The sequence below is a fragment of the Pseudonocardia sp. HH130630-07 genome (assembly GCF_001698125.1).
GTDB lineage: Bacteria > Actinomycetota > Actinomycetes > Mycobacteriales > Pseudonocardiaceae > Pseudonocardia.
This window is the reverse complement of record NZ_CP013854.1, coordinates 2,841,846-2,855,130: the sequence shown is the minus strand read 5'-3', so window position 1 is coordinate 2,855,130 and position 13,285 is coordinate 2,841,846. Positions and strand designations below refer to the sequence as shown.

General features: G+C 76.0%; 13 protein-coding genes. 7 read left to right on the top strand and 6 right to left on the bottom strand.

From position 1 onward, the window contains the following. Positions 1-7: 7 nt before the first annotated feature. The 6 genes from AFB00_RS13845 to AFB00_RS13825 all read right to left on the bottom strand — a co-directional run bounded on the left by AFB00_RS13845 (position 8) and on the right by AFB00_RS13825 (position 4,608). Positions 8-754: a class I SAM-dependent methyltransferase gene (locus AFB00_RS13845; RefSeq protein ID WP_068797574.1), complete on the bottom strand. Its 747-nt coding sequence runs from the start codon at positions 752-754 to the stop codon at positions 8-10. A gap of 92 nt (positions 755-846) precedes the next feature. Then, a complete protein-coding gene (locus AFB00_RS35435) occupies positions 847-1,422 on the bottom strand; it encodes an amidohydrolase family protein (protein ID WP_250637532.1) in 576 nt (191 codons plus the stop codon). Further along, a complete protein-coding gene (locus AFB00_RS35430) occupies positions 1,422-2,327 on the bottom strand; it encodes an amidohydrolase family protein (protein WP_250637531.1) in 906 nt (301 codons plus the stop codon). The genes AFB00_RS35435 and AFB00_RS35430 overlap by 1 nt, the downstream gene beginning before the upstream one ends. Beyond that, entirely contained in the window at positions 2,324-2,932 is a 609-nt protein-coding gene (locus AFB00_RS13835) for an FMN-binding negative transcriptional regulator (protein ID WP_156819528.1), read from the bottom strand. Before AFB00_RS13835 ends, AFB00_RS35430 begins: the two co-directional genes overlap by 4 nt. A 60-nt stretch (positions 2,933-2,992) precedes the next feature. Then, the gene (locus AFB00_RS13830) at positions 2,993-3,880 is read right to left on the bottom strand and encodes a helix-turn-helix domain-containing protein (RefSeq protein ID WP_068797572.1); all 888 of its coding nucleotides are present in this window, start codon (positions 3,878-3,880) and stop codon (positions 2,993-2,995) included. After that, positions 3,877-4,608 carry a hypothetical protein gene (locus AFB00_RS13825; RefSeq protein ID WP_068797571.1) on the bottom strand — a complete coding sequence of 244 codons (732 nt, stop codon included), beginning with the start codon at positions 4,606-4,608 and terminating at the stop codon, positions 3,877-3,879. Before AFB00_RS13825 ends, AFB00_RS13830 begins: the two co-directional genes overlap by 4 nt. Positions 4,609-4,717: 109 nt before the next feature. Between AFB00_RS13825 and AFB00_RS13820 the strand changes: the two genes are divergently transcribed. The 7 genes from AFB00_RS13820 to AFB00_RS13790 are packed head-to-tail and all read left to right on the top strand — an operon-like array spanning position 4,718 to position 13,211. Next, complete coding sequence (locus AFB00_RS13820) at positions 4,718-6,142, top strand: M14 family zinc carboxypeptidase (RefSeq protein ID WP_083275513.1); 1,425 nt, start codon at positions 4,718-4,720, stop codon at positions 6,140-6,142. Then, positions 6,139-7,740 carry a peptide ABC transporter substrate-binding protein gene (locus AFB00_RS13815; protein ID WP_068797570.1) on the top strand — a complete coding sequence of 534 codons (1,602 nt, stop codon included), beginning with the start codon at positions 6,139-6,141 and terminating at the stop codon, positions 7,738-7,740. The genes AFB00_RS13820 and AFB00_RS13815 overlap by 4 nt, the downstream gene beginning before the upstream one ends. Beyond that, a complete protein-coding gene (locus tag AFB00_RS13810) occupies positions 7,737-8,675 on the top strand; it encodes an ABC transporter permease (RefSeq protein WP_068797569.1) in 939 nt (312 codons plus the stop codon). Before AFB00_RS13815 ends, AFB00_RS13810 begins: the two co-directional genes overlap by 4 nt. After that, positions 8,659-9,522, top strand: coding sequence for an ABC transporter permease (locus tag AFB00_RS13805; RefSeq protein ID WP_068797568.1), 864 nt, complete (start codon positions 8,659-8,661; stop codon positions 9,520-9,522). Before AFB00_RS13810 ends, AFB00_RS13805 begins: the two co-directional genes overlap by 17 nt. After that, complete coding sequence (locus AFB00_RS13800) at positions 9,519-10,409, top strand: ABC transporter ATP-binding protein (protein ID WP_068797567.1); 891 nt, start codon at positions 9,519-9,521, stop codon at positions 10,407-10,409. The genes AFB00_RS13805 and AFB00_RS13800 overlap by 4 nt, the downstream gene beginning before the upstream one ends. Before the next feature lie 2 nt (positions 10,410-10,411). Continuing rightward, the gene (locus tag AFB00_RS13795; protein ID WP_231974373.1) at positions 10,412-11,368 is read left to right on the top strand and encodes an oligopeptide/dipeptide ABC transporter ATP-binding protein; all 957 of its coding nucleotides are present in this window, start codon (positions 10,412-10,414) and stop codon (positions 11,366-11,368) included. A 25-nt stretch (positions 11,369-11,393) separates the two neighbouring features. After that, complete coding sequence (locus AFB00_RS13790; protein ID WP_197519848.1) at positions 11,394-13,211, top strand: ATP-binding protein; 1,818 nt, start codon at positions 11,394-11,396, stop codon at positions 13,209-13,211. Positions 13,212-13,285: the final 74 nt, after the last annotated feature.

Here is a 13,285-nt window from a genome sequence, read left to right as displayed (position 1 = left end):
GCCCGGCTCAGCGGATCGCGACCAGCATCCGCCGGTCGAGGGTCTGGGTGAGGGTGCCGACCTCGGCGAACCCGGCCGCCCGCAGCGCGGCGTCCCAGGCCGGCAGCGACGAGCCACCGGGCACGCGGTCGGCGAAGCGCCGCTCCCGCTCGGCGAGCCCGTCGGCCAGCTCGGGTTCCGCGCGCAGCGCGTCCCACCAGGCCCGGAAGTCCTCGCCGCTCTCCAGGTCGCGCGCGGTGCGCTCCTCGCGCAGCCGCCGGGTGAGCGCCGCCAGCCGCGGCTGGGCCGGGTCGGCCAGCAGGGTATCGACGTTCACCAGCACCCCGCCCGGGCGCAGCACCCCGGCGATCCGCCGGGCCAGATCGGGCAGCGCCTCCTCCGGGAGCCAGTGCAGGCCGGTGGCCGAGACCGCGGCGTCGAACGATGCCCCGACCAGATCGGGCCACTCCGCGCCGGACAGGTTGGCGTCGACCCACCGGACCCGGTCGCCGGTGGTGCGCCGGGCGAGCTCGAGCATGACCGGGTCGACGTCCACCCCGACGATCTCGGCCGCCGGGAACCGGTGCGCGGCCCGCGCGGCGAACGACCCCGGCCCGCAGGCGAGGTCGAGCACCCGGCCGGGCGCGCCGGCCAGCCCGTCGACGGCATCGAGCGCCAGCGCGAACAGCTGCTCGCGGTCGGGGATGTAGCGCTCCTGCTGGGCGTCCCAGCGGCGCAGCCACTGCGCGGCGTCGAGTTCTCCGGCGATGGTCACGGGCCCTCCTGCAAGTCGTGTGCAACTGGGACCGACGCTAACCCGCGACCCCGACACTTCCGAAGCCCCGTTCGGCACGGACCGTCCCGAGCTCACACCACCCGGTGGGTGAACTCCCCGCCGCGCAGGGTCGCCAGCACCGGCATCTGCCGCATCCCGGCCGGGTCGAGGGTCAGCGGGTCCACCCCGACGAGCACCAGGTCCGCGGGCTCCCCCGGACCGGGCAGGTCCCGCCCCGCCGCGGCCGCCCGCAGCGCGGTCGGGGTGTCCAGTGCCTGCTCGGGGTGCCACGGCGGGCGGTCGACGTCGGTGCGGGCCACCGCGTCGGCGATCGCCGCCCACGGGTCCGGCACGGCGACCGGCGCGTCCGAGCCGAACTCCAGGCGGGCACCGGCGGCGGCGAGGTCGGCGTACGGGAAGGCGCGGGCGGTGACCCCACCCCAGTGCCGCTCGGCGACGTCGCGGTCGGCCGGCGCGTGCTGCGGCTGGACCGAGACGACCAGCCCGGGCCGGGCGAACCGGGGCACGTCCCCGGCGCTGACGAGCTGCGCGTGCTCCACCCGGCCGGGCCCGGCCACGGCACCGAAGCCGTCGAGCACGACCGCGTTCGCCCGGTCCCCGATCGCGTGCACGGCGGGGTGCAGGCCGTGCGCGACGGCCGTGGCCATCAGCCGGTGCAGCTCCTCGGGGGTGCGCTCAGCGCGCCGTGCCCGTCGGCGGGGTCCGGGTAGGCGTGGTGGCAGGCCGCGGTCCGGGAGTTCAGCGAGCCGTCGGCCATGATCTTGAACGGCCCGGTGACGACGGTGCCCCCGGTCCCCGCGACGACCGTCCCGGTGCGCAGCCGCTGCGCGACGGCCCGGTCCAGCCACGGCTCCCAGACCGCGGCGCGCACCCGGAGCGGGAACCCGCCACCGGCGCCGCGGCGGGCCCAGACGGCCACGGTGTCGGCGTACTCGAAGTCGAGGATCCCGGTCACCCCGCGGGCGGCGACCTCGGCGGCGGCCTCGCGGGCCCAGCCGTCCACCACGTCCCGGTCCGCGCCGTCGGCCAGCTCGGCGACGACGGCGAGCGCCTCGGCCTCCCGCAGCAGGCCGGTCGGGTGTTCCCGGCCCAGCGACGCCAGCGCCGCCGGGCTCAGCCACGCCGCGTGCAGGTCGTCGCTGACCACCAGGACCGGCACCCCCGGCAGCGCCCGTTCCAGCACCGCCTTGTGCGGCGCCGTCGCCCACAGCGCGGCCCGGAAGCCCTGCCCGACCAGCAGCCCGTCCCCGGTGGACCCGGTGCGCCGGGCCGCGGCGAGCAGCGCCGCAGCCTCCTCCTGTCCGGCGGCGGCCGCGACGTCGACCCGGCGCCGGGCCTGGGCCCACTGCGTCCAGTGCACGTGCCCGTCGACCATGCCGGGCAGCAGGTGCGCGCCGGGGACGTGCAGCTCGTCGTCGCCGGGGCGGGCGAGATCGGGGTCCCCGGCCGGGACCACGGCCCGCACCAGCCCGCCGGCGACCCGGACGTCGACCGGGCCGGGCGCGCCGGACGTGCGGACCGCGCGCAGCACCACCGGCCGCGGTGCGGTCACGGCCGGGCCCCGCTCATCCAGTCCGCCATCTCGGGGGCGGCGTGCACCGGGTCCTCGCGCAGCCCGGCGATCACCCCGTCCCGGTCGGCCTGCGGCTTGTCCTGGCTCAGCTTCGCCTTCGCGTCGATCCGGTCCGGGACCAGCCGGAACCCGGTGGTGTGCGGCGCGATGCGCCGGGCGTAGCCGTCCACCGAGGCGAGCCGGAACGGCTCGGGCCGGGGGCGCTCCAGGTGCTCGACGGTGCGGTCGAGCACGTCGAGGGTCTCCGCGTCGCCGAGCACGACCGGCCGGCCGTGCAGGTGCGCGACGACGAAGTTCCAGGTCGGCACGGCCGGGTTCGCGGAGCGGTAGAACGACGGCGAGACGTAGGCGTGCGGCCCCTGCACGACGACGACCGCCGGGTGCGCACCCAGCTCGTGCCGCTCGGCGTCGGCCCGGGCGAGGTGCCCGACCACCGCCCCGGCCGGCCCCGGCTCGGCCAGCACCGGCAGGTGCGACACCACCGGGACGCCGTCGACGACGCTGCACAGCGTCGCCCACGGATGGCCCGCGACGAGGTCGCCGACCAGCCGTTCGTCGAGGGCGAACATCCGTTGATCCAGCACGGGCCCGACGCTAGGACCCGATCGGGTGGGCCCGCCTCGTCGGGAGACGACAGCCGTCGCTCAGCCGCTTGTGGAGCCGGACAAACCCGGGTCACCCAGCACCCGGGCCTGCAGCCAGGCGACCAGCAGCTGGTCCGGGTCGGCGGCGTCGATCCCGAACAGCTCGCGCAGCCGGCGCAACCGGTAGCGCAGCGTGTTCTCGTGGATCGTCAGCGTGCGCGCGGCCCGGGCCACGTCCCCGGCGGCACCGGCCCACGCGCACAGGCTGGCGGCGTAGCCGGTGCCGTGCCGGGCGTCGTGGGCCAGCATCGCGGCGACACCGTCGAGCACCAGCTCCGGATCGGCGACGGCGTCGCCCAGCCCGCGCAGCGCGACCTGCGGGGCCAGCTCGGCGAGCGTCCCCACCCGCACCGACGCCCGCGCCGCCAGCAGGGCCGTGAGCACCCGGTCGGCGACCCGGCGGGCCGCGGCGACCCGGTCCGGGCCCGCCGCCCACGGCCCGACGGCGACCACCACGTCGGTCCCGGACGCGCGTCCCACCGCCTCGGCCAGCTCGCGGGCGGACGCGGTCTCCCGGCCGGCCGGGCCGGGCAGCAGGACGTAGACCGCGCCCTGCTCGACGACGCACACCGCGTCCGGGTGCCGCAGCTCGGCGTGCAGCGTGGTCAGCTCGACCACCCGGGCCGCCGGGAGGTCCGCGGACCCGCCACCGGTGCGCGTGGTCAGGGCCAGCACCGCCGTCCCGCCGGCGAGCACCGGGCCGAGCCGCCGGGCCGCGGACGCCGGGTCGAGCAGCCCGCCGAGCAGCAGCGCCGCGGCCTCGGTGCGCCGCACCCGCTCCGGGTCCCGGCGGGCCCCGGCCCGCAGCAGGTGCACGGCGGCGGCCCGGGCCGCCTCGTCGAGCACCTCGGCGGCGTCGGCGCGGACCCGCGGCCGGTCGGCGATCACCCAGACCAGGCCCAGCAGCCGGCCACCGGCCCGGACCGGACCGGGGCGACGATGCGGTCGGCCACGCCGGGCTCCCCGGCCGGGACCGGAACGGCCCGCTCGGCCCGGGTCGCGCGGTGGTAGCTCTGCGCGGTCGTGGAGTAGTGCGGGGTGCGGCGGCCCAGGATGCCGAGCCGGCGCACCTCGTCGATCTCGTGCCGGGGGTGGTGGGAGTAGGCCAGCATCCGGCCGTGCGGGTCCTCCACCGCGACCGCACCGCCGACCGCGTCGGCGATGGTGTCGGCGAGTGCGAACAGGTCACCGAGCCCGATCTCGGCGTAGCGGGCCGGGGTGTCGCCGCCCGGGTCCGCCCTGGCCAGCAGCAACAGGTTCTCCAGGTGCCGCCAGTCCATGCCGTCCGCGACCCGCAGCACCGCGAGCCCCGCCGCGGCGGCCGCGTCCCGCAGCCCGGTCAGGTCCGCGCCCAGCGCCTTGAGCGCCAGGGCGTCGTACCCGGCGGCGGCCACCCCGGCGACCACGTCCGCGACCGGCCCGCCCGGCGGCAGCGCACCGGCCAGCAGGAGCAGCCCGCCGTCGACCGGGGTGAGCGGTTCCCCGGCCCCGTGCAGCACCAGCTCCCCCGGGACCCGCCCCAGCCCGGCACCGCCGGTCAGCACCTCGACCGCGGCCGGCCCGAGTTCGGCCACGACCTCGCCGAGGGTGGGTCCGGCCGGTCCCGGGCTCGTCATCGGCCCACCGTACGTCGCGCCGGCTTGTCGGATCCGACGAGACCGGATCACGGGCTCTGTCGGTGACACCGTGTCGGGCCGCGGAGGCGAGGAGGTAGGAACATCATCCATGGAACCCGACGGGACGCCGACGACACGGACCGCCGTCCCCGGCTGGCTGGCCGCCGAGATGGCGACCGTGCCCGCGCAGGACCGCTACCCCTCGGTCGACGAGATGATCGCCCAGGAGGAGCGGATCGCCGCCGAGCACCCCGATGTCGTCCGGCGGCACCGGGTCGGCACCTCGGCGCACGGCGAGCCGATCACCTGCCTGACGATCGGCGACACCCGGCGGCACGCGGTGGTGATCGGGCTGCCGCACCCGAACGAGCCGATCGGCGGGTCCACCACGCTGCACCTCGCCCGCCGGCTCGCCGCCGACCCGGAACTGCTCGAGCGCCTGGGGCTGACCTGGCACCTGGTGCCCTGCATCGACCCGGACGGGCTGCGGCTCAACGAGGGCTGGCTGTCCGGGCCGTTCACCCGCGAGCACTACGCGCGGCACTTCTACCGCCAGGCCGGGCCCGAGCAGATCGAGTGGACCTTCCCGGTCGACCACAAGGACATGTACTTCGACGCGGTGCTGCCCGAGACGCTGGCCCTGATGCGGCTGATCGACACCTACCGCCCGGAGCTGCTGGCGTCGCTGCACAACGCCGAGACCGGCGGCGCCTACTACTACCTGAGCCGGGCCGAGGCCGAGCTGCACCCGGTGCTGCAGGAGGTCCCGGAACGGGTCGGTGTCCCGCTGCACCGCGGGGAGCCGGAGGCGCCGTGGATCCCGGAGCTGGCCACCGGCATCTACCGCTCGATCGACATCCGGGACGCCTACGACCACCTGGAGACCGTCGGCGAGGAGCAGAGCGTCGTCGGGGCGGGGAACTCGACCGGCGGGCACGCCGCGCCGCACGACACCCTGACCCTGGTCGTCGAGCTGCCCTGCTGGCGCGACCCGCGGGCCGCCGACACCGGGCCCGCCGGGTCCGGGCGGCCGGCCGCGCTGGCCGAGCGGGCCGCCGGGATGACCGAGCTGGCCGAGGTGCTCACCGGCGCGCTCGACGACATCGCCGGCCGGACCTGGGTGGAGTCGCCGTTCCTGCGCGCGAGCCGGTTCTACGCCCGGCTCGCCGCCGACACCGCGGAGGCCGACCGGCGCCGCGCGGAGGCCGGGGTCGCGGACCCCGGCGGGGCCCCGGCCACCGTCGCCGAGATCGCCTCGATCGAGGAGACCCTGCACATGTTCCGGCTGCGCTACGGCAACCTGCTGCTGCGCGCGCTGGAGGCGGAGATCGGGATCGGCAACACGACGGCCGCGGTCCGGGCCGCCCGCGACCGCGTCGCCCGGCACGTCGACGCCTGGTCCGCCGACGCCGCGGCCCGGGCCGCGACCGAGCCGCTCCCGATCGGGGACCTGGTGACGGTGCAGTACACCGCGGTCGTCGCCGCGGCCGCGCACCTGTCCGGGACCCTCGACGGCGCCGGGGGACGCGGGTGATCAGGGCCGGTGCCGCGCTCGGCACGGCGCTGGTCGTGCTGGGTGGCCTGGCCGGGTGCGGGACGGCGGCGGCCGGGCGGGCACCGGACACCATCGTCGTCGGGACGATCGAGGAGTACGCGACCAGCGTGACCCCCGGTGACGCGCTCGGCTCGCCGATCGACCTCGCCGTCTTCACCCCGCCCACCCGGCTCGACCCCGGCTCCGGGAACGCCCTGCCGGCCGCCGCCGAGTCGCTCACCACGGCCGACAACCGGACCTGGACGATCCGGTTCCGCCCCGGCACCTTCCACGACGGCACCCCGGTGACCGCGCAGTCCTTCGCCGACTCCTGGAACGTCACCGCCGACCCGGCGCGCGGGATGCTCAACAACGCGATGCTGGCCCCGGTCGAGGGCTACGACGCGATGAACGCCGACCCGGCCGCCGCCACCACCCTGTCCGGGGGCCGGGTGCTCGACGAGCACACGCTCACCCTGACCCTCGCCGAGCCGAACGTGCTGCTGCCGGCGATCCTGTCGTCGGTCGCGTTCGCCCCGCTGCCCCGGGTCGCGCTGGACCCGCCGTCGCCGGGCGCGCAGCCCCCGGTCGACTCCGGCGCGTTCGACACCGCACCGGTCGGGAACGGGCCGTTCCGCGCCGAGCCGTGGTCCCCGCGCACCCGCGACGTCGTGCTGCACCGCTTCGACGGCTACACCGCGGGCCCCCCGGCCGGGGTCGGCACGATCGAGAACCGGGTGTTCGCCGACACCACCGCGATGTACCCGGAGTTCGAGGCGGGCACCATCGACGTCGCCGCGGTCGACGGCGACGACCTGAGCCAGGCCCGGACCGCCTACCCGGACCAGGTCGTCGACACCCCGTACCCGGCGCTGGTGCACCTCAGCTTCCCGGGGGACGACCCGCGGTTCTCCCCCGACGTCCGGCGGGCGCTCGGGCTGGCCGTGGACCGCCGCGCGCTGGCCGACGGCCTGCTCGACGGTCGCGCGCTCCCGGCACGGGGCCTGCTGCCGGACAGCGTTCCCGGCGGGGGCGCGCTGGACTGCCCGTCCTGCGGCTACGACCCGGCACTGGCCCGGGAGCTGCTGGCCGGGGCCGGGGGCTGGCAGGGCCCGCTGACCCTGCACACCTACCAGGAGCCGGGCAACGACCAGGTGCTCGCGGCGCTGGCCAACCAGTGGCGGCGCAACCTGGGGATCACCGACGTCCGGTTCGTCATCCAGCCGCTGTCGCAGCTGCGCACCGAGCTGCTGGAGCGGACCACCACCGGGCCCAGCCTGCTCTACGCGGCCGCCGGCTTCCCCGATCTCTACGGGCTGGCCGACCCGCTGTTCGCCGCGGACGGCAGCTACAACTTCGCCGGGTTCGCCGATCCCCGGACCGACGACCTGCTCGCCGGCGCCGCGGCCGCGCCGGACCCCGCGACGGCGACCACCCGGGCGCGCGAGGCCGCCGAGGCCGGGCTGGCGAGCACCCCGGTCCTGCCGCTCTACCACCCGGTGGCCGGGCTGCTGCACGCCCGCGAGGTCCGCGGGGTCACGCCGGAGTTCTACGGCAACGCCCACCTGGCCGGGCTCACCCTGGAGGGACGGCGATGACGGCCTACGTCCTGCGCCGGCTGCTGGCCACCGTGCCGGTGCTGCTGGGCACCACGATCGTCATCTTCGTCGCGGTGCGGGCCCTGCCGGGGGACCCGGTCGCCGCGCTGGCCGGGCCGAACCAGACGCTCAGCCCGGCCGTCACCGCGGCGCTGCGCGAGCGGCTGGGCCTCGACGACCCGCTGCCCGTGCAGTACCTGCACTGGCTGGGCGGGCTGTTCACCGGGGACCTCGGCGTCGACCTGCGCGGGCGGGAGATCTCCGAGGCCGTCGCCGCCGCCTGGCCGGTGACCGTGCAGCTGGGCCTGACCACCTGGCTGATCACCGCCGTCGTCGGGGTGGGGCTGGGCGTGCTCACCGGGGTGCGGGCCGGGCGCGGCGTCGACTGGGCGGTGCTGACCGGCACCGTGCTCCTGGTCGGCGTCCCCTACTTCGTGCTCGCCTACGTGCTGCAGCTCGTGGTGGGGGTGCAGCTCGGCTGGCTGCCGGTCAGCGGGGTGCGGGCCGGGTGGCCGGCGTCCTACCTGCTGCCCGCGCTGTGCCTGGCCGCGGTGCACGTGCCCGAACTGGTCCGGGTGACCCGGTCCGGGGTGCTGGAGAACCGGGACGCCGAGTTCGTCGACACCGCGGTCGCGGCCGGCCTGCACCCGCGCCGGGTGCTGCTCGACCACGTCCTGCGCCCGGCGCTGGCCCCGGTGCTGTCGGTGCTCGGCGTGGGGCTGGGCTACCTGCTGTCCGGGGCGGTGCTGGTGGAGACGGTGTTCAACCTGCCGGGGCTCGGCGGGCTCGTCGCGACCGGCATCGAGGAGTCCGACGGGGCGCTGGTCGTCGCCGTCGGGACCCTGCTCGTGCTCGTGTTCCTGCTGACCACGCTGGCCGTCGACGTCGCGACGGCCCTGATCGACCCGAGGACCCGTCATGGCCGCACCAGCTGACCCGGCGGCGCGCGTCCGGCGGACGCGCGGGACCGTGCAGATCGCCGTGCCCGCGGCGCTCATCGCGCTGATCGTGCTGGTCGCGGTGTTCCCGGCCCCGTTCGCGGGCCTGTTCGGCGCCGGGGACGTGACCGACTGCGACCTGGCGCTGAGCCGGCAGGGGCCGTCGCCGGGGCACCCGTTCGGGCTCGACGTGCAGGGCTGTGACCTGTGGGCGCAGGTCGTCCACGGGACGCGGGCCTCGGTCTCGGTCGGCGTGCTGGTCACCCTGGGCTGCCTGCTGGTCGCCGCGGTGCTCGGGACGCTCGCCGCCTGGTACGGCGGCTGGGTCGACTCCGCGATCGGGCGGCTGATCGACGTCTTCCTCGGCTTCCCGCAGCTGGTGGGCCTGATCGTGGTGCTGACCGTCGTCCCGGTCCGGACGGTGCCGGTGCTGGCCGCGGTGCTGGTGCTGTTCACCTGGCCGCACCTGACCCGGGTGATGCGGGCCTCGGCGCTCGGCGTCGTCGGGAGCGGGTACGTGCGGGCCGCGGAGGGCATCGGGGCCGCCGGGCCCCGGGTGCTGCTGCGCCACGTGCTGCCGAACGCGGCCGGGCCGGTGCTCGCCGTGGCCGGCCTGACGATGGCCGCGGTGATCACGTCGGAGTCCGCGCTCACCTTCCTGGGGGTGGGGCTGCAGGCGCCGTCGATCTCCTGGGGGGTGCAGCTCGCCACCGCGCAGACCGCCTTCCGCAGCCACCCGCACCTGCTGGTCTTCCCGGCGGCCGCGCTGACCGTCACGGTGCTGGCCTTCGTCCTGCTCGGCGACGCCCTGCGCACCCGCCTGGACCCGCGGAGCCGGTCGTGAACGCGGGCTGGGGCCAGGCCGCCCCCGAACCGCCGTCGACGACCGGGGCCGCGCACGTCGGCGACCTGCGCATCGCGTTCCCCGGGCAGCCCCCGGTGGTCGACGGCGTCGGGCTCACCGTGCACTCCGGCCGGGTGACCGCGCTGATCGGGCAGAGCGGCTCGGGCAAGACCCTGACCGCGCGGGCGCTGGCCGGGCTGCTCCCGGCCGACGCGTCGGTCACCGGGCGGATCGAGCTGAACGGCCGGGTCCTGCTGAACTCCGAGGCCGGGCTGCGCTGGTACCCGCCCCGCTGGAACCGGGTCCGCGGGCGCGAGATCGGCATGGTCTTCCAGAACGCGCTGTCCGCGCTGAACCCGGTGCTGACGGTCGGGCGGCAGGTGGGCGACGTCGTCCGGCGGCACGATCCGGGCCTGCGCCGGCACGAGGTGCGCGAGCGCGCGATCGAGCTGCTGGCCCGGGCCGGGATGCCGGACCCGGTGCGCCGGGCCCGCAGCCATCCGCTGGAGCTGTCCGGCGGGATGCGGCAACGGGCGGTGATCGCGGTGGCGCTGGCCGCGCGGCCCCGGCTGCTGGTCGCCGACGAGCCGACGACGGCGCTGGACACCACGGTCGCCGCGCAGATCCTCGACCTGCTCGGCGAGCTGGGCACCGAGGGCACCGGCGGGTTGCTGCTGATCACCCACGACATCGGGGTGGTCGCCGACCGGGCCGACGACGTCGTCGTGCTCTACCAGGGCCGGGTGGTCGAGCGCGGCCCGGCGGAGCGGGTGCTCGACTCGCCGGAGCACCCCTACACCCGCGCCCTGCTGGCCGCGGTGCCGCGCCCGGAGCACCGCGGCGGTCCGCTGCCCACGCTCGCCGACTTCATCGGGGGTACCTCGTGACCGTGGTCCTGCAGGCACGTGGCCTCGTCCGCCGGTTCGACGTGGACACCGGCGGGCTGCGCCGGACGCCGCTGCTGGCCGTCGACGGCGTCGACCTCGATCTCGCGGCCGGGGAGACCCTGGGCATCGTCGGGGAGTCCGGATCGGGCAAGTCGACGCTGGCGACGATGCTGGCCGGGCTGCTCCGGCCGTCCTCGGGCACGGTGGCGGTGCACGGCAGGCGGCTCGACGGCCTGCGCGGGCGGGCGCTGCGGGCCGTGCGGCGCGAGGTCCAGCTCGTCGCGCAGGACCCGTTCGACGCCCTCGACCCGCGCCGCACCGCGGAGGACGCGGTCCGCGAGGCGCTGGACCTGCGCCCGGAACCGCCGCCGCGGGCCCAACGCCCGGCCCGGGTCCGCGAGCTGTTCGACCGGGTCGGGCTGGCCACCACGCTGACCGGGCGCCGCCCGCACGAGCTGTCCGGCGGCCAGCGCCAGCGGGTGGTGCTGGCCCGTGCGCTGGCGACCGGCGCGTCGGTGCTGGTGTGCGACGAGCCGGTGTCCGCGCTCGACGTGTCGGTCCAGGCCCAGGTGATCAACCTGCTCGGTGAGCTGCAGCGGGACCTGGGGGTGGCCTGCGTGTTCGTCTCGCACGACCTCGGCGTGGTCTCCCACGTCAGTGACCGGATCGCGGTGATGTACCTGGGACGGCTGGTGGAGACCGGCCCGCGCGACGCCGTCCACGACACCCCGGCGCACCCGTACACCGCCGCCCTGCTCGCCGCGGTGCCGGGCTCGGGCTCGGCCCGCGGGACCCGGTTGCCGGGGGAGCCGCCGAGCCCGCTGCAGCCGCCGTCGGGGTGCCCGTTCCACCCGCGGTGCGTGCACGCCAGGGAGCGCTGCGCCGACGACGTCCCGGTGCCGGTCGACGCCGTCGGGGCCGGTCCGCGGGGCGCGGCCTGCCACTTCCCGCTCGGCTGAGGGGATCGCGGACCGGCGAATAACTGTGCCACTACTCTGCCACTGGCGAAGTACTGTGGCACAGTTCGACGGGGACGAGGTCCGAAGGCGGCTCATGGACACACCGGCACTCCTGGAGCGGTTGCGGAAACTCGGCGTGGAACCGTCCGATGTCGAGGTCAAGGCCGCGAGTGGCGGGCTGCCGTCCTCCGTGACCGAGACGATCAGCGCCTTCGCGAACGGCGTCGGAGGAACACTCCTGCTGGGGATCGACGAGCGGGCGGGATTCGCCCCTACGGCGGACCTCGACGTGTCCGCGATCCGGGACGCGCTCGCCGCGGCGTGTGCCGACCGGATCGAGCCACCGTGCCGTGCCCCGATCGAGGTCGAGGAGGTCGAGGGCGCGCTCGTCGTCCGGTTGGACGTACCCGAACTGGACCCCGTCGAGAAGCCGTGTTTCGTCACCGCCCGCGGCGAATACGGCGGGTCGTTCATCCGTGGCGGTGACGGCGACCGTCGGCTCTCGCACTACGAGGTCACCCAGCTGCTGTCCAACCGCGGTCAACCCGTCCACGACCGGGACACGGTCGAGGGCGCGACGAGCACGGACCTCGACGACGAGCTCGTCAGGGCACTGCTGGCACGGATACAGCGACGATCACCGGCGTTCCGGACCGTCGACCGGGAACGTCTCCTGGTCCGGCTCGGTGTCCTGGCCCCCGACGCGCACGGTGAGCTCCGGCCGACGATCGCCGGCCTGCTGTGCCTGGGCGAGTACCCGCAGCAGTTCTTCCCCCAGCTGTTCGTCTCGTTCGTCGTGCTTCCCGGACGACGGATGGGAGAGGTGGCACCGGATGGTCGGCGCTTCCTCGACAACGCGACGATCACCGGCCCGTTCCCGACGATCGTCACCGACCTCGTGTCGGCCATGATCCGCAACATGCGTACCGGCGCGATCGTCACCGGCTTCGGCCGTGAGGACCGCTACGACTATCCGATCGCCGTCGTCCGGGAGCTGGTCGTCAACGCGCTCATGCACCGTGACTACAGCCCTGCTGCGCAGGGCAGCCAGATCCAGGTCGAGCTGTATCCCGACCGTCTCGTCGTGACCGGCCCAGGCGGGCTCTACGGTCCGATCACCGTCGCCGATCTCGGTTCCGAGGAGCATCCGTCGACGTCGAGGAATCGGACGCTCGCCGCATTGCTCGCCGACGTCGAGATCCCCGGCTCACGCGGCGAGACCCTGTGCGAGAACCGTGGCTCCGGCCTGCTCAGCGTCCTGGCCGAGCTGCGCCGCACCGGGATGAGCCCGCCGGACTTCGATGTACACCCGGGACGGGTGACGGTCACGGTGCCCCGGCACGCCCTGCTGGCCCCGGAGACGATCACGTGGATCGGTTCGCTCGGCCAGACCGGACTGGACGACACCCAGCGTCTCGCCCTGGCGATGATGCGCACCGCCGGGCGCGTGACCAACTCGATGCTCCGAGCCTGGGGGATCGACAGGCCGGCCGCCGGGCGTGCGCTCACCGATCTCGTCCACCGCGGCCTCGCCACGAGACACGGTGGTCGTCGCTATGCGAGCTACCACCTCGTCGACGAGGGCACGGAACAGTTGGCGCTGCAGCCACAGGTCGTCCCGGCGCACGACAGCAGCGGTGGAATCGAGGCGGAACTGGATGCGATCGTGCAGGCGATCCAGGCCGGGAACACCACCACCCGCGCGCTGACCGGACAGCTCGGGCTACCGCAGCGCACCGTCGCCCGCCGCCTGCGGACGCTCATCGACCGCGGACGCATCGAGCCGACCCGCCCTGTGCACAGCCGGAACCAGAGCTATCGCCTCCGGAGTTCACAGGGTTGAACCGCACCGCGCCCTCGTTCGAGTGAGGAGGGGGACGGCACCCGATGCCCCCACCAGCAGGTCTCACCGCGTGT

Excerpts from the sequence above, each read along its gene's own strand:
- AFB00_RS13810 (WP_068797569.1), top strand. The coding sequence starts at position 7,737 with ATGACGGCCTACGTCCTGCGCCGGCTGCTGGCCACCGTGCCGGTGCTG.
- AFB00_RS13825 (WP_068797571.1), bottom strand. The coding sequence starts at position 4,608 with ATGACGAGCCCGGGACCGGCCGGACCCACCCTCGGCGAGGTCGTGGCC.
- AFB00_RS13805 (WP_068797568.1), top strand. The coding sequence starts at position 8,659 with ATGGCCGCACCAGCTGACCCGGCGGCGCGCGTCCGGCGGACGCGCGGG.
- AFB00_RS35435 (WP_250637532.1), bottom strand. The coding sequence starts at position 1,422 with ATGGCCACGGCCGTCGCGCACGGCCTGCACCCCGCCGTGCACGCGATC.
- AFB00_RS13820 (WP_083275513.1), top strand. The coding sequence starts at position 4,718 with ATGGAACCCGACGGGACGCCGACGACACGGACCGCCGTCCCCGGCTGG.